We start from the raw sequence: 21,328 nt of genomic DNA, 5'->3' as shown, positions 1-21,328 counted from the left end.
ACTCCCTGCGCTGCGGCAACGGCGTCAGTTGTCGTTGTTGCTGTTGCTGACGGTGGTGATGCTCTCGAAGACCTTGCCGACGATGTCGCCCATGGCCCTCACCCCAGAGGTGGTGAGGTTGAGATTGAACAGCAGCCCGCCGATCAGCAGACCGAACGTGAGCGACCTGAACGCCTCGCCCGGCCTGCCCCGGCCGATGCCGTTGACCATCCGGAACACCGCGAACACCACGATGACGACCGCGAGCGCGCCGCAGATCGCCACGAGCGCCCTGCCCGCCGGCGAGTCTTCCAAGAAGCTGTTGGCACCCTCCTCACCAATCGGCGCCGCAAGTACGTCAAGACCAGGGAGTGACATCGTGATTCCTCCGGTTGTGGGTTCCCGGTCAGTTGGTAAAGGCGTTGTAGTAGGGCTCCAGCTCCGCGGCGGAGCCGGCCGGTCCCCAGGCGAGCACCGGAGGCTGGGCTCCGGTCGCTCCCACCAGCAGGTCGAAATCGGCGAAAGTGGTGAACCGCTGGTCGGCGCCGTTCTGGCCCGGCACGGTTCCGGCGGGCGCCGCTCTGGCGAGCAGGATCCGCACCCGGACGATGACCTGGCCGTTCCCGGATTTGATCGCCGACAGGATCTGCACGGCCTGGGGGGAATCGGCCAGGGAGAACCCCGACAGCCCCGCATAGCGGTGGGAGTCGTTCTGGTCACCGGTGACGGCGAGCAGGCCCGCCGAATCACCCGTGGAGTAGGCCCCCGCCCACCGCAGGATCTGGTTCTTGGTCGCGTTGCCGACCTGTGTGGTCAGGCCGCTGAAGTTGGTGTAGTCGGCCCTTCCCCCGACCTTGCCGACCCCGTTCTTCCAGACTGACAAGGAGGGCGAGGCCGCCAGAAGCGGTCCCTTGGGGTCGAGCAGTACGGGGACGTCCAACTGGAGCACGTTCGATGCCGGCGCCGCCGCTTCCGCACCCCCGCTCGCGGTCGCGGTCGCGGTCGCGGTGGGACTGGCGGAGACCGGAGGGCCGGTCTGTGGGGAGACCGTCGAGCTCGCAGATGGCGAGCCGGCGGTCCCCGGTACGGACGTCTGCCCGCTCGGCGCCGTGGCCGGTCGGCCGCCCGGCTGCGTGGACGGCCGGCCACTCGGCGCTCCGGACGAAGCCTTCGGGGTCTGTGAAGGCTGTTCCCCGGGGCTTCCCAGGACGACGAGGAAGTGGTGCACTTCGAAATCGGTGTAGCCGAGCTTCTCCGAGCCGAAATGCTGGGGGCTGAACCCCACCCAGCTCAGCGACCGGTAGTCGAGCGGAGTGCTGCGCCCGTCAGCGGTCTGGTTGACGGCCGTCTCCGGCTTGAAGGACTCGGCATGGGGCACGTTCTGCCGGGTGCCGGCCAGGAAGTTCACCGCCGCCGTGTAGGCCAGGTCGCGGCCTTGCGGGTCGACCGATGACAGATCGGGCTTGGTGCTCCCCTTGGCGAGGGCGACGACCGTGGCGACGACGCTGAGTCCCGCCGCGAGGAAGAGCGCACCCAGGATTCTCCTGGCCCGCCTGCGAGCGGTCGGCTCGCTGGAACGCCGGGCGGGCACCATGGTGAAGCGGGTGGGTGACTGTTCCGGCATCGTCCTCTCCCCATTTGTCACGTCGCAGGCAGGACCGTGCGGCCGTACCGCCGATGCGCAAGTAGCGGAGGCTCAGTCGCGCCGGACGCGCCTGCGGCGGGCGGGTTTCCGGGAGGACGCGGTCGACTCACGGCCCTTGCGCGGGCGGCCGGGCAGCCGGCCTTCGCCGGGCATCTCCTGCTGCGGGTAACCGCGCGGGTCCCAGCGGACGGCGTCCATCGGAACGCCGCCCGGCAGCATCCGGATGGTTCCCGCGGCGGTGCGGCGCAGTGGAGCGATGCCGACGTAGAGGCGGACGGGCCGGCCGTCGAGAACGAGCTTTCGGTTGCGGGTCTCGTTGATCTGCAACCCCAGCCACTTGGCGAGCGACTCCCCCGGCAACGGTGAGAAGTTGACGACCCCCCAGCCGACCGCCCCGCCGAGCGTCGGACCGTACATCAGCGCCTTCAGGCCTGGACCAGCGATGAGGAAGGCGGCCAGGAAACCGAGCGTCGCTCCGGCGAGCATCCCGATGAGCGTGGTGAGCCTGACCGTACGGGGCAGTGTGACCTCCTTGTTCACGCTGCCGATCACGGTCGGTGGCGGCTTCAGCATGTTGGTCGCGGCCAGCATCGCCGGTCCTTTGACGGGCTCGTCCTCGCTCATGCCTGGGACCGTGCGCGGTCACGTCCCGGACGCCAGACCGATTCGCGATTGGTCACCGCGCGCCGGTTGCCCGCGCGCGTCCGGCGGCGACGGTCACCGGTATGCCGAAGTTGACCGACTACGTCCGTGCGGGCTACCGGCGGCGGCAACGTCCGTGGGACCGCACCGAACTGCCCGAATGGTGGGATGTCGCGGTCTGGGTCGCCGTCGGCGGCATCGTCATGATGCTGGCGGTCGGCGCGGTGGTGGGGCGCGGCGAATCCTCCGGCGGCGCCACCACCGGGAGCAAGCCGCCACCGTATGCCGTCGAGACGCTGAACCCCCGCGGTTCCGGCACCACGCCCGGCGCGGCGAGCGCGCCGTCCACCACGTCCACGGCTCCCTCTCAGACGCCTCCCGCGGGAGTCTCCGCCAAGGACTTCACCGCCTCCGCCGCGATGAGCGTCCCGGTGACCGGTGGCGGCACGACGGTCGTCCCGGCCGGTGCCCGGAATGTGGCCATGGCCGCCGCCAAGGCCACGGCGACCGGAGACTGGACCGGAATCCCCTTTGTCGGCGCGGCGCGGCCCACCCCGGCCAGGACACCGGCACCGCCGGGATCGGTGGTGGGAGAGATCACCGTCACGGACCCCTCGGTGACCGGAAACAGCCAGTACCGGTTCAGCGCGACGATCAGACATGGCGGAACGGCGAAAACCCACGTCGTGGAGATCCTTGTAGAGCGGGACGAGTCCGGTTACGCGATCCGCGCACGCTAGCGCGGCGCCCTCTCTGGTATCCCCCCCGGCGTCCCGTCTCCTTGCCCTCTCGGCGCAGCGGCGGACGGTCATTGGCGATCACCCCGATCCAGGGAAGCCGCAGAGCTGAGCGAGGTACCGCGTGGACGAGCCGGACAGGAGCCCTCGGCAGCCGTCCGACCCGGCTGGCGCCCCCGAGCCGCTGGACGATCCGGACCTGCTGGACGATCTGGAGCCCCCGGACGACCCCACCCGCCATCCGCCCGTAGTCGTCCCCCTGTCGGAGGCCGATCCCCGTGCGCTCTCGGCGGCTCAGCGGCCCCCACACGTCGACGACATCCTCGCCGCGCAAGCGGTCGCCGACCGGGGCGTGGACGGACTGGGCAAGGCCCCGTACGGCGAGGCCGGGCTGATGGGCGGAGCCGTCGAGCTTCCGTCCACGGCCAACCCTTTCGCCACGCAACAGGCGCTGGACGCGGCCGCGAAGGCGGCCCAGGGGCCCGCCGCGGGTGACGAGCCTGAAAAGGGCCTGACGCGGCGGATGGCGGATCAGGTCGTCGACGAGGCGACCCAGGCCGCCGACGCGACTGTGACCCGAGCCGCCGAACAGCACCTCGGGGCGCCGCTGAAGGGCGACACCCTGGGAGACAAGGCCCTCGACGCTGGGGGGCAGGGAGTGGGTCAGGCGCTCGCCAGGGGCCTCAGCTTGTCCACGCGCGGTGTCTCCGACAGGGTCAAGCGTTCCGCCCCGGCCCAGGGATTTCTGGACAGAGCGCAAGGGTCTCGCCTCGGGAAGCTGGCGCCGGAATCGGCCTGGCGCGGTTTCCGGGCCGGGGGCGGGGGGACCGGCAGGGGCGGCACACAGGACAAGAGCAAGCAGAACAAGAGCGAACAGAACAAGAAGGCCGGCGGCTCGGGGAAGGGCTCGGGGTCGAGCCACGGGAAGCTCCGGGTGTTGATGACCGCCGCCCTGCCGGTGCTGGCTCTGCCCCTGGTCATCATCCTGCTCCTCGCGATGATCCTGGGCATCGGAGTCACGTCCGATGACGAGCAGGTCCAGCCTGAGGAGGCCTCGGACCGTAAGGTCGCCGAGTACTTCCCCGAGGGATGGCAGAAGATCCTCAAGAACGCCGCGGACCGGGCCGCCGAGGGCGGGGCGGAGGACTACGCCAAACCGCCGTGGACCATCCTGGCCGGCATCGCCAAGACGCAGACCGACTTCGCCCGCTACAGCCCGTACGACAACATCGACCGCGACCCCGGGCGCAAGGCGTCGGAGGTCCCTTCAGGGGAGGGCGGCGGTGGCGCCGTGGAGGTCGGCAACACCAGCGGCGCGGGGCCGGGGCCCGTCCGAGGCGTCGAAGGCCCCGGTTCGACCGCCGCCGTACGCGGTTCCGGCGGCCATTCCACACCGCCGGCCGGCGACCTCAGCCACCAGCTCGGCTGGTTCCTGTACGCGCTGCGCAAGCACGAGTCGAACGGCGACTACAAGGCCCGGGCCGGGACGAGCGAAAGCGACGCCTGCGGCGCCTACCAGGTCATCTCCAGCACCTGGAACAAATTCGGCGGCTACCAGACCGCGTGCGAGGCGCCGCCGAGCGTGCAGGACCGCTGGGCGACCACGAACATCCTGGCGAAGTGGAAAACGTACAGGAAGTGGCAGCAGGTCGCAGCTGCCCACTTCTATCCTGTGTGGGCGAATTCGCCGAGGATGTGGGACGAGTGTCCGGCAGCCTGCTCCTTCAACCCGACGGTGTGGGAGTACGTCGACGACGTGATGTCGAAGATGCGGGATGCCGCCAGGAAGTACCCGCCCAGAGGCGGCGGGGCGCAGCCCGCCTCGTTCCGTGCCGGGGCCGACGGGACCATGGGGCGGCCCGCCACGTCCCGTGCGGAGGCCGGTCCGCCCGCCACCGGCATGGACCCCGCCGACATGGGCGCCGCCGAGGGCACCGGCCTGTACGCCGACGGTTGCGCGGTCGGCAATCCCACCCCCGGCATCGGCGGCAAGGACAACCAGGGGTCGGGACCGTACCTGATCAGCCCCGCGGCGGCGGCCCAGATGCGGATGGACGGCCTCGATCCCCAGAATCCGTGCGACTCCTCGCTCTTCGTCGCCCGCGAGCTCACCAAGACGGCCGAGCGGGTCCACGCCGATCCCGAGAGCCCGGAGTGGAAGCCCAACGGGTCGGCCAAGGACCAGGAGAACGCCCGGAAGTACTGGGGCAAGATCATCGAAGTCGCCGGGATCTTCGTGGACCGCTCCGCCGATCCCGACCGGCCGTGCACCGTGCCCCCGCCGGACGACCCCGACAAGCCCTGGTCGATCAGTTTCAAGATCATCTCCGTCTGGCGTTGTGAGGCCACCCGCTTGCAGGACCTCTATCTGGTCACCGGCGGCAGGTACAAGGGGAAGGAGTTCGCGTACTCCGTCGAGACCGACCGGGCCACCGCCGTCAAGACCCTCGTCAACGAGGCGATGTCGGTCAGCTACGGAGCCGGCAAGTGGAAGACCAAGGGCTGTGACGACGACAAGGACAAACGCCAGGGCATCTTCCCGATGACCAAGAAGGAGGCGAAGGCGGCCGGGGTCAGGGACCGGTGCGATGTGGACGAGAACATCGCGGGCGCCGCCAAACTCGTGCTCTCCGTCGAGAGGATCGAGCCGAAGAAGCGCCCGCAGGACCTCGGCGTCTTCCAGCCCATGGTCGGCGGCTGGGCGAAGCTCGGCATCGCCATGGGCACCGACCTGCGGCTGTTCTCGACGATCGGACCGGGAACCGAGTTCACCACGTCTGAAGAGTGCACCCAGGTGATGACCGGCTTCCTGACCGCGATCGCCCCGCATGCCAAGGACTTCGCGGACCTCGAGGATCCCCCGAGCAGGGAGAAGGTCTACAGCGAGTGGGAGCCGAAGCTGTCGGATCTGGCAGCGGCCAATGGCCTGACCGACCCGAGTTCGGACAGGGCCTGTGTCATCGGATCCTGGGCTCCCGGATTCAACACCGCGCTCGCGCAGATCGCCACCGGTCTGGCCGCAAGCGACAGTGCGAACGGGGACAATCTCAACGGCCTGGCCAACTACTACCAGGGCAGGGAGGACGCCAACGAGGCGACGCCCCCGGTCGTCGGTCAGGACACCCTGGTCATTCCACGGCTGGCGCTGCGCCCGCTGACGGCGATCGGCGCCCCCATCGCTCCGGACGCCACCAAGGCGTGGAGCTGGCTCGGCAGCACGGAGGGGGTGACCATCCCGCTGGAGCAACGCGCCGTCGAGTACGCCTGGTTCTTCGGCGGCGTCATCCCCCCGTTCGACAGCGCCGGCAAGCCGATCGGCTCCCTCGCCGAGGGTTCGGAGGCGGGCTCCGCCCCCGGTGCCACGCAGGTCGAGGTCGGTCCGGACGGCTGCCCCAAGAAGGCCCCGAAGAACACCCTCCGGCAGGGCGCCGCGGAGATCGGCGTCCACAAGCTGTGCGTCGACTCGGTGGCCAAGGCCCGCACTCCAGAGGCGGCGAAGGCCATCAAATGGGCGCTGACCCATCTGGGCCTCCCTTACTGCATGTGCGATCCACAACGTAACTGGGAAAACTACGCCGACTGTTCGAGCTTCGTTTCCCGTGCCTACCGGAGCGCGGTTCCGAACCTCTACCGGGGCAACGCTCCAACCACCCACACTCTGCGGGCGGTTCCCTGGATGCGGAAGATTCCGCTCAGCCAGGCCAAGCCGGGAGACCTGGTGGAGCCGAATGACGGTCACGTGGCGATGCAGCTGGCCGACGGCTACAAGGTGCACACCAATACCAGCAAGGACGTCTCCCGGGTCGAGCGCGACTACGGCAAGGCCACCTGGGTCGGCTGGTTCGATCGCAGCAAGGTGTGACCCCGGCAGACAGGCGGCACCGCGCGTATCCAAGCAGATTGAATCTGAAGATGCCGCGGACCGATTGCGAGAGCGAGGCGGTCTGGGCGAGAATTGACCGGCACACACAAACAGAGCCGAACCCGGCCCTGTAGACGTCTTGTCAGGCGGCGCACAGGGGTCGGGTTCAAGGATCCGGTCCCGCGCGCCTTCGTAGCGGAAGGAACTGACCGTGAAACTGCGCGCGAAGCCGGAAACGCGACGGCGAATCCTGACCGTCCTCGGCCCCGTCGTGACGGTACTGGGCGTGGTCGTGGCCCTGCTGGCCGGGGCCTTGACCAGTGGTCAGGACGACCCCACGGGAGGTACTCCTGGGAAGAACCAGGCCTCCTCTCAGACGTACATCTTCACCCTCATACGTGAAGAGGAGCACAGGAAGCTTCGGCTGACCGTCTCCGGCTCCTCGGGGTACATCGATGGCCAGTACATTCTGGTCGCCTTCTCCGAGGAGTCCGGGAAGCCGGGCGGCCTGCCTCGTCCAGGTGTCAGGGACAGGAGGCATTTTACCGGCCGGAGCAGCGGCAACTGGTTCCGGTTCGACGGCCTTGACCAGGACGGGCCCATCACGGGCATTCTCAACGAAGGTGTTCTCACTGTGGACCGCGCCTTCGCCGCAACCGAGTCGAAGAAGTGGACGCAGAGCTCCGAAAAGGCCTTCAAGCAGGCGCTCACGGACTACGCCGAGGACCATCCGCTGGGCACCTGCCCGACGGACCCGGAATACGTGGTCTGCCCGGAATAGCGAGTCCTCCCGGAAGACTCGTTCGATCCGGCCGGCCTCCACCCCACACCGGGGTGGAGGCCGGTTTCATATCCGGTTCTCTGTCCGGATCACCGGGTCCGGCTCACCGGATTCCGCACGCTAGTTCCTGGTGACCTCACGCTCGTACATCTCCCTCAACAACTGACGGATGTCGACCGGACGGCTCGACGTCAGCCGGGGGTCGATCTGGGTCATCCGCCGGCTGCTCTCAAGGGACTGCCGCATGTCCTCCAACCTGTCGAACACCTCCCTGTTGTCCCGTTCCTCGCTGTCGACGCGCCGCCTGATCGTGTCCCTGAACTCGTCGAGGGCGTCGATGAGGGCATCGGTGTCGGCTGTGGTGTGGGGCGTCCGCGTGATGGAGCCGGCCAGCCTCTCGATCGTCTCGTGCCAGTCCTGCTGTGCCCGCCGCGTCTGTGCGGTGATCTGCTCGGCGACCCGTTCCAGCTCCTCGGTGTCCATGACGGTGCTCGGATCGGCGAGTCGTACCCGCAGATCGCAGACGCCGCGCGCCGACGCGGACGCGTCGACCGCGTCGCGCAGTTGCGCGCTCAGCCGGTCGATGTTCGCGGCGACCTCCTGCTGCAGGCCGGTCAGCCGTTCGAACTCCGCCGGGAAGTCGCCCGCGAACCCCGCGGCATTCGCATCATGAAGATCCTGCACCTCCGCAACGACGCTCATCAGTCTGGTGAGGTCCTGCTCAAGCCGAAGATGGAGTTCTTCGGCCGTCCCGGAACTGCCGTCCGGCATCTCCACCCGGATCTTCCGGAAGTCACCGATCTCGCGCTGCGCGGCCTCCGCCACTCTGTGCACCGCCTCCATGTCACGCTGCCGGCGGATATCGGTGCCCGGCAGCTCCGCCTGGGCCCATTCTTCCCGGGCCGTCCTTACGGCGGTGTCCTCCGACCGGCGAGCGGTGATGGTGATCCTGGAAATCTCCTCGTCCGTGCCCCCGCTGATGAAGTGCGCCACCCGCTCCCGCACCTCGGGACGGCTCGTGTCGATTCCGTGGGCGGCCAGTACGTTGATGTACTCGCCATTGTCGTTGATGTAGCCGCGTTCCCGCGCCTGCGCGGCGAGCCGGGCGATGAACTGGTCGTCGTTCTCTGGGACTCCGTTTACCATCTTGCGCTGCAGGGTGTACGGGTCGAAGAAGTTGTACGGGTTGGTGGCGAAGTCATCGACGGTCATGTCTTCCGGGTACACCACCCGTCCGGTCGTCCGGTCGAACCGCGGTGGAACGGGGATGGCCAGGCCATGGTCGCCGATCATGATCTGGTCGGGCTTCAGCCCCATCCTCCTCGCCATTTCGGCGCGCGCCCGCATCTTCTCCTCGTCGTTGGCGAATCCGGTGAACTCCGGGTTGAGGCCATCGGCGTGCGCGGCACCCCATTGCCGGGCGCGCAGCATGTTCAGCCCGTCCAGGGTGTGCTCCCTGATCAGCCTCTCGCGCTCCTCGTCATCGCTGACCCGGATGATGTTGCGGTGCCAGTCATCGGCCTGTCGCTGGCCCGCCCGCCAGCTCTTGGCCACCGGCATCCCCGCCGCCGCACCCGGTTTCAGGCCCGCCCCCCCGCCTCCCGCACCGGATCCGCGGCGCCCGCCGCCGAACATGGCCTGGCCGCCGCGCAGGGCCGCTGCACCGCCGGTGAAGGCCATCAGCGGCAGCGTCGCCAGCACGGCGGGCGGCGCCAGCATCGTCAGCCCGGCCATGCCCGCGGTCAGCCCGGTGTACGCCGCGGCGCGCTGTGCGGGCGATCCCGACACAGCTCCGCGTTGCAGGGCCATGGTGCCCCTTCGCAAGCCCGCGCGACTGGCGTCGTACCTGTCCCGCACCCAGTCGGTGAGCGGCCGGGTGGCCCTCCGCACGCCTCGTCCCGTGGCTCTGGTCATCCCACGCGTCGCCCGGTTGTTGATCATTCGCCGCTGCAGCGACCGCTCGTCCAGGGCGCCCAGCCGCATCCGGCCCATCCCGAGCCGGCCGAGTCCGCGGGACAACTGCCGGTCCGAGTTGCGCGCCAGCCTCCGGTCGCCGCTGCTCTTCAGCACCGCTGCCGCGGCGAACCCCACGGCCCCGGTCGTGGTGGAGATGTCGCCGATGCCGAGGATCCTGCTGATCTTCCGGAACAGGAACAGTGCCACCAGCGGAGCCGCCCCCTGCGCGATCTGCTCGAAGAAGTTCGGAGTGGAATCGCCGAAGGTCGCATGAATGGCCTGATAAGTGGTGTCGGTGAACATCGTCAGGAATGTCAGGCCCATGGTGAAGAGAAAGTCACCGGCCGCCGCCGCACCGGTGAGCCGGAGCAGTCTCATGCCCTGCGGCAGGCCCATGCCCAGCAACAGCAACGTCATGGGAAGAATCATCACAAGACCCGCCAGTCCCACGCCGGAGACCGTCATACCGATCGCCATCGGACCGAGGACGAACAGGAAGACAAAGGCGACGATCAACGACATCAGGCCCTGGGTGAGCCGATCGACCTGATTGGCCCCCAGCCAGGCACTGACGAATTTATAACTGTAACGGCAGGCTTCCTCGGACGTGTAGCACTCGCCGAACTTGTCGTCGAGCTCATCACCGCCGTTGAAATAGAAGGTGTCGACCCCGTCATGCAGTCGGCTCAACGACCAGATGTCGCCGGTATCGACCGTGGGTGCGCTGCTGTAGAGGTGCCCGCATGATTCCGACTTGTCATCCAGGTCGTCGTCTTTGGCCTTGTCCCATTGCGGGATCGTGTGGTTGCTGCCGCGCCCGTCGTCGTTCCCTTTGCAGGCACCCCAGGCGACCATGATGATCTTCTCGTCCCCGGGCGGATCGAGGTAGAACCCGCGCGGCATCTCGGTCGTGGTGGTGCCGATCTCGTTGCCGGTCGACAGGTCGTAGGCCGCCAGTTTCTGCAACGTGTGCACACTGGAGTTGGCTTCGAGCTGACGGCAGGACGCATGGGCCGGAGAGGGATATTTCTCGGTTCCCTCACCGAACTGCGCGGTCTGCCAGGAACGGATGAGCGACATCTCCCAGATCTTGCTCACCTGCACCATCGCCTGGCTGCCCGACAGGCCCAGCGAAGTTTTGTCCCCGTTGTCGGACATATACCGGTCGTACAGTGCCTTGTCGAGAGCCGCACAGGTGACTTTGCCCGCCCATTTCGGCTTGGTGTCATAGAAGACCGGGTTCGTCTCCGCGCCGTCGTCGAACCGTCCGATCTTCTGCAGGTCGTACAGCGAGTCCGACGCGCTGCCGAACCAGCCCTGCACCGTCTTGGCCATCCACGGCACCGTGTACGCCGCCGTCGGGTCGTCCCGGTGCTGGTCGGACTGGTCGCCGATGAAGAAGATCGTCCCCGTCGCCAGCAGAAACCCCATGATCATGCGCATCGCGGACGCGGGCCCCTTCCGCTGGTTTCCGGTCCACCGTTTGACCGCCGCCATCAGAACGAACAGCCATGCCGGGATCAGGAACCAGGACGCGTACAGGGAGAAGCTCCGTACGACGGAGTTGATCGGATCGGCCGCCCTGCAGATCATGTCGAACGAGTAACCGAACCCCATGAGCGTGCCGATGATCCGCCAGGCCAGCCCCGCCGCCATGAACATCAGGCTGGCGATCATCGAGATGAACAGCCGGGTCTTGAGGATCCAGGCGTTGTCCACCGTGTGCAGGCTGAGGGAGGTCCACCGGTTCAGCGGCAGGAAGTCCCGCTTCTCGTTGTACGCGGCACAGCCATTCTCTTCGACCTCGAGCTCTTCCCAGCCGTTGTCGGTCGACTCGCCGTCGGGAGGGGCCATGGGGGCCGCGACCACGTGGCCCCCCGTATCCGTGGTGGCCGGGGAGCCCGTGACCGTCGAACCGGGAGCCGCCGATACCGGCGTGGCCGCTCCGGCGGCTCCGGAGGCCGTCTTCTCGGATCCGGACCCGGATCCGACGGTGTGCCCGGAGAGCACGGCCAGCCCGCAGAACACCGTCAGCGCGAGCGCCCACACCAGCAGTTGAAGCCCACGCCGCGGTCCCGAAGGCCGCGGTCTCGAAGGTCGCGGGCCCGAGGGCCGCGGCCGTGTGGAGCCGGACGGGGCGCCGGTGCGGAGCCGCGCGGAGCGCGGCGTACGCGCGGGCGCCGGACGCCGCGTCGGTCGCCTCAGTCGACGAGCCATGAATCCGTTCCCTCCTGGCCCGAGGCCGCGGCGAACACCGCCGCGTCGTGCTCGGCCCGTTCGGCGCGTTCCAGGGCCAGGCGCCGTTCCTCACGCCTGCGGCGGTCCTCGGGGTTGGTGCTGTAGGCCGCCGCGGCGGCGGGGGGTGTGGGGCCCAGCACGACCTGGGCGTGCTGGCCGACCAGATCACGGAAGATGCCGCGCGCCCAGCGGGCCGGCCGGTCGCCCTCCGGCGGCAGCGGGCCGAACTCGCGGATCTCGGCGAGCCGCCGGGGAGTCGGCTCCAGGCCGCACAGCCTCAACGCCGTCTCCGCCTCCCTGGCTTCGTTCAACTTGAGCACCAGGACCCGGCTGAGGTAGGACTCCAGGTCCTTGGTCACCACGTCGGCGATCCGCTGGGTGAGGAACACCGGCAGGATGTTCAGCGACCGGCCCTCCCGGGAGATGCGCTGCAACGAGGCCAGGCCCTCGGCCTGCGACAGGAACGTCCACGCCTCGTCCACGATCAGCACGCCGGACCGGTTGGCGATGAGGATCTCCAGTGACGCCCGGATGACCAGGCGGACGGCCGCCAGCGCGATCCGCTCCGAGGCCGAGTACTCGCTCGGGGTCTTGCCCTCGGGCAGCCCCAGGTCGCGGTCGAAGTCGACCAGCGTCAGCCGCTGCTGGACGTCGAGGCGGGGCAGCGGCCGGAGCGCGATGCCGAGGGAGAACATGCTGGACGCCTCCATCTGCTGCTCGATCAGGCCGCGCAGCCGCTCCGCCTCGTCACCGGGGACGTACTGCAGGGCTTCCCAGACGCAGCGGGCGCCGTTGAGGGCACCGCGTTTCAGGCCCGAGCCGAGGGCCAGCCGCTCCGGCAGCGACAGGCCGTCCCGGTAGTCGTCCAGCGCGGACAGGATGTGCACGTTGGCGATCTCCGCCGCGATGGTCGGCGGCGCGTACCGGAACGGGTCGAAGGCGCCGGGGGTGTCCTCCAGTGCCGACATGGACACCCGCCCGCTGGGCACGCCCAGCCCCTGGGCGTAGTCCACCATTCCGTACAGCGAGTCGCCGCCCTTGGGGTTGACGAAGATCACCGGCAGGTCGTTGAGGGCGGACTGCACGGCGACGGACTGGGCGAAGAACGTCTTTCCGCTGCCGGGATCACCGAAGATCCCGAAGACGGGCGGGAGGTTCTTGCGTGGGGCGCCGAGCGGGTCGACGAAGAAGGGGGTGCCGTCCGGGTCGATGAGCCCGCCGAAGACCCCGGTGTCGTCGCCCAGATGGGAGAACGACTGCAGTCCGGCGTGCGAGACCATCGGCACGTTCACGTCCTGCAGGAACGGGTTGACCCGTACCGAGGAGCACGGCAGGGTCTCCTCCAGCGCCTGGATCTGCCGGTGCTCCAGGGGCTTCATCTGGATCCCGTAGTTCTGGGAGAGGAAGTCCAGGTAGGTCTCGGTGGCGTCGGTGACCTCCCGCGCCATGACGAAGCTGCAGTTGGCCAGCATGGGCTGCCTGGAGCCCGCCAGGTAGTCCTCGACCTCCTTGGCCTGCTGGTAGGTCTCCGACAGCTCCACCTTCTCCAGGTCCTGGGTCTTGCGCTCCTCCTCCATGTTCGACATGATCCGCCGCTGCGCCCGGCGGGCCCGCGCCCGCGTCAGGTTCGGCGGCTCCAGCTCGGCGCGGATCGAGACGACGTGCGGGGCGTCGCCGGGGTGGCTGATCGCCTCCAGCGCCCACTGGGCGTACGGGGACGGCATGATCGGCTGCTCGAAGCGCATGACGGCGGACATCTCCAGCTCCCCGACGCCGGACACGGCCAGCCGGGTGGGCAGTTCCTCGATCACCGCGTCCGGGCCGCGCCCGAGGTTGTACCAGGACTCCAGCTGGTCGAGCTCCTGCCGCGTGGGCGGCTGCGCGTCGGCGCGGTCGAACAGGGACGTGACGAGTTCGAGATCCCGCTGGTAGGGGGCCAGGTCCGGGACGTCCTCGGCGATGGACTCCTTGACCAGCTCGGTCAGCGACCTGAACATCGACATGCCGCCGCCGGAGCGCCGGTCGGCCTTCGCCGCCTGGTCCCGCAGCGACGACCGCAGCTGCACGCCGACGAACAGAACCCGCTTGGGCGCCAGGAACCCGAAGGCACCCGCCTGGTAGGCGCGCAGCATCTCGGTGTTGTCCCTCGGCGGCGTGACGAGGTCGTCCCAGGTGATCGACACCAGGTGGACACGCCGGTTGTTGGACAGGGTCGCCAGGCCGCCGATGGGCTGGCGCGAGGTCCCGCCGAGGTCGTCCAGGAGCCGGGCGAGCGGCGCGGCCAGCGACAGCTGCTGCTCGGGGTCCTCCCACTTCATCGGTGACAGCCGCACGGTGCGGTACATCCACACCTCGCCGTTGTGGCCGACGTAGACGCCGTCGGCGGTCCGCCATGCGTACGGGGTCGTCCACATGGTGGCGGTGTCGGCCTCGGAACGACCTGCGCGGCTGGCCCCGGTGAGCCGCCCGAACGTGGCCCTCAGGTTGACCATGCGTGTCATCTCCCAGGTTGTGTGAGCTCTCCGGGAGACAGTCCGGCATTCATGGCTGGCGGCAGCCGCCGTTGTCCGCACAGTCGGACTAGGAGACTCCGGTCGCCTCGTCGGCCGGTCGACAACCAGAGCTCTGAGGACACTGTGATGGCAACTGCCCCGAACCTCGTCGTGGCGGGGGCCCCGGGCGTCGCGCTGAAGTTGCGGGAGACCGGCCGGTTCCCCGCGGTGTTCGACGCCGCCTCCGCGGCGGAACTTCGCGCCCTGTCCAAGAGCGGGCGGGTCAGTCCCCCCGCCGCGTTCCTGTTCGCGCCGGGGTTCGTCGAGGACGTCCCCGGTGCCGGGGTGACGGTCCTGGCCAACGGACTGGCCGGCAGCGGGTTCACCGTGCTGGTGCACGGTTTCTTCGCCGAGCGCGGTGATGTCTTCGACCCGAGGGTGCGGGTCACCGGCCGGCAACTGAGGCTGTCGGAACTGCTGGCGATGTTCGGTGTCCCCGAATCGGCGCCACCCCAGGCCACGGCCCCGCCCGCCGCGGCAGCCCCCGCCCCCGCCGCGGCCCCGGCCCCAGAGCCCGCCGAACACGCCCAGCCGTCCCCAGGGCCTCAACCCGAATCGGGGGCCCAGCCCACGTCCTGGTCCCAAATCGCGCCATGGCCCCAGCACGAACGAGGGCGCCGGGACACGTCAGCCCCCCGGCAAGGGACGAGCCTCCACGCCGCACCGGATGGCCCGCGGTCCCAGCCAGGGCCACACCCCCCGGCAACGCCCCATTCGGGGCAGGAGCCGCACTCCGCGCCCGTGTCCGAACCGAACACGGGTGCGGCGTCCTCCCCGGCCTCCTCGAACGGCTGGCCGGGCCCGCCGGCGGCGCCCGTTCGGCCGCCGGCCGCGACGGCGGCACCGGCGGCCGGCCGCGTCATCGCCGTCGCGTCGGCGAAGGGCGGCGTGGGCAAGACCAGCACGACCGTGAGCCTGGCGGTCCATGCGGCCGAGCACCTTCAGACGGTCGGCCGCGGCGGAACAGTGGTGGTGATGGACACCAACTTCCAGCAGGCCGACGTCGCCCGCTACCTCAACCTGGAGTCCCCCACGATCCTGGACCTGCTCCGGGAGAGCGGAACGCTCTCGGCACAGACGGTGCGCAACCATCTCGCGCACGTCCCCGACATCGGCCTGTACGCGTTGCTCGGGCCACCGGACGTCGTCAACGCCGACCCCGCCTTGATCAACTCGGCGCTGTACCGGCGGATCCTGGCGGTGCTGCGAACGGCGTTCGACTTCGTGTTCGTCGACACGCCGGTCGCCGAGCTCTACCACACCACGTTCACCGACCTGATCCTGCCCGAGGCCGACGCGATCCTGGTTCCCGTCGAACCCAACCGGGTGACGCTGGAGGCCGCCCGTTCCTGGCTGCGAGCGATCACCCTCCCGCAGCACTCCCGGGGCGGCGGCGTCGCCCCGGAGAAGCTGTCGCTGATCCTCAACCGGGCCCGCGCCGACGTCGGCTGCGGCCCGGAGGACGTCATGGACCTGCTGCCCGGATGGCGGTTCGTCGGGCTGATCCCGGACGACCGGGAATGGACGCAGGCGGCGAACGATCGCCGGCTGGGCGCGCTGCGCGCCGCTCCGGAGCTGGCGGCGACGCTTCGCGAGATCCTGCGGGTCGTCACCGCGGACCCGGTGTTCGAAACGGCCCCGGCGCCGGCGGACGGTCAGAACGGCCGGTTGCGGAGACTGCTCGGCCTGGGGTCCCGATGATCGACGCCCCTGACCGGCACATCTCTCACCAGTCGCACGGATCGCACGATCGTACGGAAGGAAATGATCAAAATGGCGGCTGATCAGGCCCCCGCCGCGGGGTGGGATTTCTGGGCGGCCCTGGGCGTCACCCCGGAGGTCGAGTACCCGCCGGACGCCGAGGCCTCGCAGGACAAGCCCCCCGCCCCGGCCGAGCGGAAGGCGGTGGCCGGGGCGGCGGCCTCCTCTTCACCCGAGCCGAAGGCCGCGCAGCCGGGGGCAGAGGACGAATGGGCTTCGCTGTTCTCGTCCTGGGACTCGGTCGCAGGAACCGCCCCTGGTCAGGCCACCGGAGCCACGCCACCACAGGGCAAGACGGCACCCGAGGCGCCCCCAGCGCAGCAGCCTTCCCCGCCTTCCGCTCAGCCCATCGCACAGGGCCCAGCACAACCTCCGGCGCAGCCCTCAGCACAGGGCCCCGTACAAGCCCACGTACAAGCCCACGTACAGACCCGGCCCCCGGCGCAGATTCCAACGCAGGCGCCCCCGCCGTCCCCGGCACAGGCTCCGGCACAGGCCGGGGCACCGGCGGACGTGGCGATGCCGAAGGCGCAGGAGCCCGCGGATCCGGACGGGCCGGGACTCCCGCCTGCGACGGAGCCGGTATGGGTCGCCGCGGAGCGGATCGCGCAGTCCCTCCGGCCGCGGATGGCCGCGATCTGGATGGAGGTCCTCACCCACTACACCGACGGGGACCGGGCGATGGCCGGCCGGGTCTACGACGTGCTCAGCGGCAGCCACATGCTCGGTGAGCTGTGGCGCGACGAGCGCGTCGACGAGGTGCACATCCAGGGCACCGAGGTGACCGTCTGCGGCAGGCACGGCGTGTACCAGGTCCCCGGGTTCCCCAACCTGGCCACGGCCCGCCGGGCCATCGAGACGATCAAGGCGTCACGGGAGCGGACGGGTGCGGTCGTCTCGCGGATCGGCGGCTCGGTGGTGGTGAGCCGCCGCAGCGGCACGGGCCTCGACGCGACCGCGCTCCTCGCCGGCGGGATTCTCACTGAGGAGCAGCTCGCACAGGTCAGGCGGACACTCGAGGGCATGGGAGCGGTGACCGTGACGGGACCGGCCGCGCGGATCGTGGTGCGTGCGCTCGCCTCGCTCATACCGGTCGGCAGCCGGGTCTACCTGGGGGCGTACGCGACGCTGCCCACGGGGTGCGTCACCGCGGCGAACGCCATGGAGGCCGACTACGTGGTGGGCGTCCGCCCCGGGGCGGTGGCGGAGGGGATGGCGGCGGCGGGCCAGGTCGGCGCCCTCATCGCCAACCCGGAGACGCGGATTCCGACGGCACTGGGGTTCGCCGTCTCCGGGCCGTCCGCGGCCCCTGGCAGGCTCACGCCGCTGACCTGACCACCCGGGCCGCGGCGGCGGCCCGCTCGCGAAAGGCGCCGGGCGCCGCCCGCCACATTTCCGGCGAGCGGCGCCCGCACCCGTGCCCACCTCCGACGAGACGTTCGGTGTCCGCGCCCGCACAGCCGCTCGGCACACGCGTCCGCTCAGGTGTTCAGCGCCCGGTGCTCCCGCTGGTGCACCTCCAGCACCTGGGCGCGGGCCGCCGCCTCGGCCAGTGGTGTGATGAGACGGGCCAGCGGGGTTCGCCGAGCGGTCCCGCGCGGCTCGGCCAGTTCGGTGACCCGCCGCACGCCGTCGGCCCCGTGCAGTTCGAACCCGCGGACAGGATGCGCCCAGAGCCTGCCCTGGGGCGTGTCCAGCACCGGCTCCGGCTGCTCACCGGGGGCCACGGCGATGTCTCCCAGCGTCCAGCCGGTGCGCCGGGCGGCGTCCGCGAAGGCGATGACCTGGTCCAGGTCACGCCGCAGTCGCGCCACGTCGGCGCCGGCGAAAGAGGCCGGCGGGCCGCCCAGCGCCATGGCGCCGCGGCAGCCCAGCCGGTCGGCGATCTCGGCCACCCGGTCCAGCACGCTGCGGTGGATCAGGCCCATGTCCCGCCCGTTCACGGTCAGCAGGACCATGTTCGGGCGGTCCTGTGATCGCGTCATCGGATCTCCTCACCGGGTAGCCCGCCGATCGGCGGCGTTCGCTCAGGCGGCACGCGGGTCGACCACGCGATCGGAGTCCAGGATGAAGCTCGCGGCCTCGTCGGGGGTGACTCCGAGCACGTCGACGGCCAGGCGGACCGGCCCGATCCGCTCGGCGTCGCAGCGGTGACATCTGGCCCTGCCGTTCTCGTACACCTTCATCGACGGGCGCTCGTCACCGTTACTGTGCCGGCGCGGACGCGGGCAGTGCCACATGTCCTCCTCGTCGGCGGAGGAACCGAGCCGACGGAGCAGCGTCCGGACGTCCACCCCGTTGGCTTCGGCGATCCGCCGGTCGTGCGGCGAGAGGGGGACCGGCGGGACGATGTCGGCGCCTCTGCGCGCGATGCGCAGTTCCTGCCGGTACCGCACCGCCTCCTGCCGGAGCCTTTCCAGGTCGATCCCCTGGTCCGGAGCGTTCTTGCCGACCGGGACAGGCTCGGTTCCGGTGGACAGGAAGGGGAACCGGTCGTCCGCCCGCCGCCGCAGAGCCGCGACGAGTACGAACATCGCCAGCGCGTCCCTGGCCGAGTCCGGCGGGACCATGCGCAGCCGCGCCGCGTACCGGATCACCGTGGCGGCCTGCGGGCTGACCATTTCCTGCCCGGCCGAGCCGAGGTGCACGGTGGGGATCCCGTCCGCGACCGGACCCCCGACCTGGGCCCACAGCAGGAACTCGGACGGACGTCCGGCATCCGGGAAGGACGCACCGTCGTCGCCCAGCCGGGAGAACGCCAGAACGGTACCTCCCGCATAGGCGTCGACGCGCCGGCCGGAGAACCCGCACAGCGCCGCGTACGTCACCAGGCCGGCGGGGCCGTCGGGCGCGAGGAAGATCGCCCGGGAGCGGAAGTCGGCGGCCGTCAGCCCGCTCGCGCGCAGGCCGCCGAGCGTCGCGGAGATCACGTCGTCGCTCCCGGTCGGGACCAGGTCGACGGTCTTGACTCCCGCGGGCGCCGGCGGCGAGCCGGTGGTGCGGATGGCGAGCAGGTAGTCGGTCAGCTTGTACATCGATCTCCCCAATGGTCGGCCGCCGTCCTATCACGCATGACTGTCCCAGCCGACGGGCGACCCGCAGGTGTCTTCCGTTACTTGCCGATCAGGCCCGCCCCGAAACGGTAACGCAGGAAGCAGCACCGGCCTGGGCGACCGGTGCCACGCCTGGGCCGGACGCGGCCAGGCGACGACGTTGCCGCCGGCCGCCCAGCCGGCGGCCGGATGCGGAAGAGGCGCACGTGACTTCCAGCACGCAGGTGAAGGAAGAGTTCTATCTCCGGCGCGAATTCGGCGACGACGTCCCGGTCTTCGTGGATGCGACGCGATACGTCAGGCAGGCCATCCCCTATCCGCTCAGCGCCAAGAAGGCGCTGAAGGCCACCTGTGGCGTGCGGACGGACGAGGAGGTGGTGGCGTTCAGCCTGCGCGACTACACCGCCAGGCAGGCCGAGCGGGAGGTCGAGCACATCGAATCCGGCTTCGGCGGCCAGACCACCACACAGAACGTGCTGCGGCCGCGAATGCCCCGCAGGACCCTGCACGAGCTGAGCGAGACCGCCCGCGCGCTGTCGGCCGTGCTCGGCGACGACGTGATCGCCGAACTGGACGGCGAACTGTACGTGCTGACGCTGACCCGCGCGCACAACGAGGGCGGCCTGAGCCTGGCCGGGAAGCTGACCAGGACCGAGGACGGATACGCCCGGTCCGAGATCACCGACACGGACGCCGAGTTCGCACTGCCGGTCGCGGGCCTGCGGCTGCGTGTGTTCATGCGCTCCCCCGTCCGGGAGCGCGTCATCGCCTACGGCTTCGGCGGGTACCTGGCCCGCAAGCCCGGCGAACCGGAGACGGTGACCCGGGCGACGGCTTTGGCCCTCAACCGCGTGCTCGACCTGGCGACCTTCCGGATGCTGTCCGGGCTCGACCACGTCGAGGTCCCGCCCCCGCCGGGAGGCATCGCCACGCCCCGGCCGCGCGAGGCGGCCGATCGCGTGACCTTCACGGTTCCGGTGCTGCTGTTCACCGACGACGGGACCCCGGCGGCCCGGGGTCACCTTGCCGGGGAGATCGATCTGGACCATGTGGACCCGGTGACCGGCGGGTTGCGGATCCATCTCGGCGGAGGCGACGGGCTGGAGTGGAACCCGGCGGTGGCCGGCTCGGTGCGATTCGAGACCTACGAGCGGGTGCTGATCGAGACCATCGCCGGGATGATGCACTCGTCTCTCGGCCCGGCCGCCATGCGCGACATCGCCTACGACATCATGCTGGGCGACCTCGGGCGGGTCCACGTCGCCGGCCTGCGCGCCGCCGCCGGCGGCCTGCCGGGCCTGGCCGCCATGCCCGACCGGGCCGAACCCCGCCCGCGGCAACCGGAGGGCGCCCGGCCGACCCCCTGAGCTCGCTGACGGCGACAGTATCCGGCAGGTCAGCCGGCTTCCTCTGCGAAGCCGGCTGACCTCTGTGCCGGTCGTGCGAGACGGCGCCGGGCCGTCTCAGACGTTCCCGCTGCGGCGCCGTGCTCCGCCACCCGCACGCAACCGTGACAGCTCGCCGGTGGACGCCTCGAACGTGAGAGTGAGCGGGGGGACACCGGCGCACGAGAGATCTGGTTCGGTGAGCTTGCGGATGACCGCCTTCCGCAGCAGCAGAGTGCCGTGCCGCATCTGATACCGGTCGTCACCCGGGCCGGCGAGTACGGCGAGCCCGCCGCCGGTCTGGTAGACCGTCGCGTCATCGTTGAGGATCTCGTCGAGGCGGCCGACGAGAAGACGCAGCACCTTCACGGCATGCTCGTCGTCGAGCCTCGCGAGTTCCACCACGTGCACGGTCACCAAAGCCCAATGGCCCGCGCGGCCGGATGCCAGCACCCGGTGGAGGGCTCGCCCGTCCGGCAGGCCGATGTACCTGCCGCCCACAGGCTTCGGTGCGGTCCTCTTCGGGAACAGGACGTCCAGCAGGGAAGTCCCGGCTCTATCGAGTTCCAGCATCGGCTTCTCCACGTCTCTGGGGGTTCGACAGTGTGCGCCGCCGCGGATCGACGAGTCGATCCGTCGGATAAGCCCGCCGCGTCGCAGACCTCCCAGCCCCGGGTTTCCACCCCGCTGTGCTCCTCTCCTGGCCACGCCTGTGTCCAGCGAGGCGGGGGGCCTGA

Annotated in this window: 14 protein-coding genes; 6 read left to right on the top strand and 8 right to left on the bottom strand. The window is 70.1% G+C overall.

Features of this window, described 5'->3' with window-relative positions; all coding sequences use genetic code 11:
- Positions 1-24 precede the first annotated feature (24 nt).
- From ABD811_RS34830 to ABD811_RS34820, 3 genes are all read right to left on the bottom strand, one after another.
- Complete coding sequence (locus ABD811_RS34830; protein WP_344956277.1) at positions 25-294, bottom strand: hypothetical protein; 270 nt, start codon at positions 292-294, stop codon at positions 25-27.
- A 91-nt stretch (positions 295-385) separates the two neighbouring features.
- Complete coding sequence (locus tag ABD811_RS34825) at positions 386-1,573, bottom strand: hypothetical protein (RefSeq protein ID WP_344956275.1); 1,188 nt, start codon at positions 1,571-1,573, stop codon at positions 386-388.
- Positions 1,574-1,675: 102 nt separating this feature from the next.
- The gene (locus ABD811_RS34820; RefSeq protein WP_344956273.1) at positions 1,676-2,248 is read right to left on the bottom strand and encodes a hypothetical protein; all 573 of its coding nucleotides are present in this window, start codon (positions 2,246-2,248) and stop codon (positions 1,676-1,678) included.
- A 101-nt stretch (positions 2,249-2,349) separates the two neighbouring features.
- Between ABD811_RS34820 and ABD811_RS34815 the strand changes: the two genes are divergently transcribed.
- From ABD811_RS34815 to ABD811_RS34805, 3 genes are all read left to right on the top strand, one after another.
- Positions 2,350-3,006: a hypothetical protein gene (locus ABD811_RS34815; protein ID WP_344956271.1), complete on the top strand. Its 657-nt coding sequence runs from the start codon at positions 2,350-2,352 to the stop codon at positions 3,004-3,006.
- Positions 3,007-3,355: 349 nt separating this feature from the next.
- Entirely contained in the window at positions 3,356-6,865 is a 3,510-nt protein-coding gene (locus tag ABD811_RS34810) for a hypothetical protein (protein ID WP_344956268.1), read from the top strand.
- 211 nt (positions 6,866-7,076) lie between these two features.
- Positions 7,077-7,646 (top strand): hypothetical protein, encoded by a 570-nt coding sequence (locus ABD811_RS34805; RefSeq protein WP_344956266.1) that lies wholly within the window; start codon positions 7,077-7,079, stop codon positions 7,644-7,646.
- Positions 7,647-7,766: 120 nt separating this feature from the next.
- Here the strand turns inward: ABD811_RS34805 and ABD811_RS34800 are convergent, their stop codons facing one another.
- Positions 7,767-11,651, bottom strand: a complete 3,885-nt coding sequence (locus ABD811_RS34800) for a hypothetical protein (protein WP_344956264.1) — start codon at positions 11,649-11,651, stop codon at positions 7,767-7,769.
- A 152-nt stretch (positions 11,652-11,803) separates the two neighbouring features.
- The gene (locus ABD811_RS34795; RefSeq protein WP_344956262.1) at positions 11,804-14,332 is read right to left on the bottom strand and encodes an ATP-binding protein; all 2,529 of its coding nucleotides are present in this window, start codon (positions 14,330-14,332) and stop codon (positions 11,804-11,806) included.
- 147 nt (positions 14,333-14,479) lie between these two features.
- On the opposite strand from ABD811_RS34795, the gene ABD811_RS34790 reads away from it, so the two are divergent.
- Positions 14,480-16,093, top strand: a complete 1,614-nt coding sequence (locus ABD811_RS34790) for a CpaE/TadZ family protein (RefSeq protein WP_344956261.1) — start codon at positions 14,480-14,482, stop codon at positions 16,091-16,093.
- Positions 16,094-16,672: 579 nt separating this feature from the next.
- Complete coding sequence (locus ABD811_RS34785; RefSeq protein ID WP_344956259.1) at positions 16,673-17,488, top strand: hypothetical protein; 816 nt, start codon at positions 16,673-16,675, stop codon at positions 17,486-17,488.
- Between the two features lie 146 nt (positions 17,489-17,634).
- On the opposite strand, the gene ABD811_RS34780 is transcribed toward ABD811_RS34785, so the two are convergent.
- Together ABD811_RS34780 and ABD811_RS34775 are read right to left on the bottom strand one after the other, a co-directional pair.
- Positions 17,635-18,138: a hypothetical protein gene (locus tag ABD811_RS34780; protein ID WP_344956257.1), complete on the bottom strand. Its 504-nt coding sequence runs from the start codon at positions 18,136-18,138 to the stop codon at positions 17,635-17,637.
- Between the two features lie 42 nt (positions 18,139-18,180).
- Positions 18,181-19,188, bottom strand: a complete 1,008-nt coding sequence (locus tag ABD811_RS34775; protein ID WP_344956255.1) for a hypothetical protein — start codon at positions 19,186-19,188, stop codon at positions 18,181-18,183.
- 224 nt (positions 19,189-19,412) lie between these two features.
- Between ABD811_RS34775 and ABD811_RS34770 the strand changes: the two genes are divergently transcribed.
- Complete coding sequence (locus ABD811_RS34770) at positions 19,413-20,573, top strand: hypothetical protein (protein ID WP_344956254.1); 1,161 nt, start codon at positions 19,413-19,415, stop codon at positions 20,571-20,573.
- Positions 20,574-20,669: 96 nt separating this feature from the next.
- On the opposite strand, the gene ABD811_RS34765 is transcribed toward ABD811_RS34770, so the two are convergent.
- Positions 20,670-21,164 (bottom strand): hypothetical protein, encoded by a 495-nt coding sequence (locus ABD811_RS34765; protein WP_344956252.1) that lies wholly within the window; start codon positions 21,162-21,164, stop codon positions 20,670-20,672.
- Positions 21,165-21,328 lie beyond the last annotated feature (164 nt).

This window comes from Actinomadura miaoliensis, from assembly GCF_039536785.1.
GTDB lineage: Bacteria > Actinomycetota > Actinomycetes > Streptosporangiales > Streptosporangiaceae > Spirillospora > Spirillospora miaoliensis.
Note: the sequence above shows the minus strand (reverse complement) of the source record. Positions and strands in the feature narration are given on the sequence as shown.

Bases quoted from the DNA above. Each gene is read 5' to 3' on its own strand.
- ABD811_RS34780 (WP_344956257.1), bottom strand. From the start codon at position 18,138: ATGACGCGATCACAGGACCGCCCGAACATGGTCCTGCTGACCGTGAAC.
- ABD811_RS34775 (WP_344956255.1), bottom strand. From the start codon at position 19,188: ATGTACAAGCTGACCGACTACCTGCTCGCCATCCGCACCACCGGCTCG.
- ABD811_RS34795 (WP_344956262.1), bottom strand. From the start codon at position 14,332: ATGGTCAACCTGAGGGCCACGTTCGGGCGGCTCACCGGGGCCAGCCGC.
- ABD811_RS34815 (WP_344956271.1), top strand. From the start codon at position 2,350: ATGCCGAAGTTGACCGACTACGTCCGTGCGGGCTACCGGCGGCGGCAA.
- ABD811_RS34790 (WP_344956261.1), top strand. From the start codon at position 14,480: ATGGCAACTGCCCCGAACCTCGTCGTGGCGGGGGCCCCGGGCGTCGCG.
- ABD811_RS34825 (WP_344956275.1), bottom strand. From the start codon at position 1,573: ATGGTGCCCGCCCGGCGTTCCAGCGAGCCGACCGCTCGCAGGCGGGCC.
- ABD811_RS34765 (WP_344956252.1), bottom strand. From the start codon at position 21,164: ATGCTGGAACTCGATAGAGCCGGGACTTCCCTGCTGGACGTCCTGTTC.
- ABD811_RS34785 (WP_344956259.1), top strand. From the start codon at position 16,673: ATGCCGAAGGCGCAGGAGCCCGCGGATCCGGACGGGCCGGGACTCCCG.
- ABD811_RS34820 (WP_344956273.1), bottom strand. From the start codon at position 2,248: ATGAGCGAGGACGAGCCCGTCAAAGGACCGGCGATGCTGGCCGCGACC.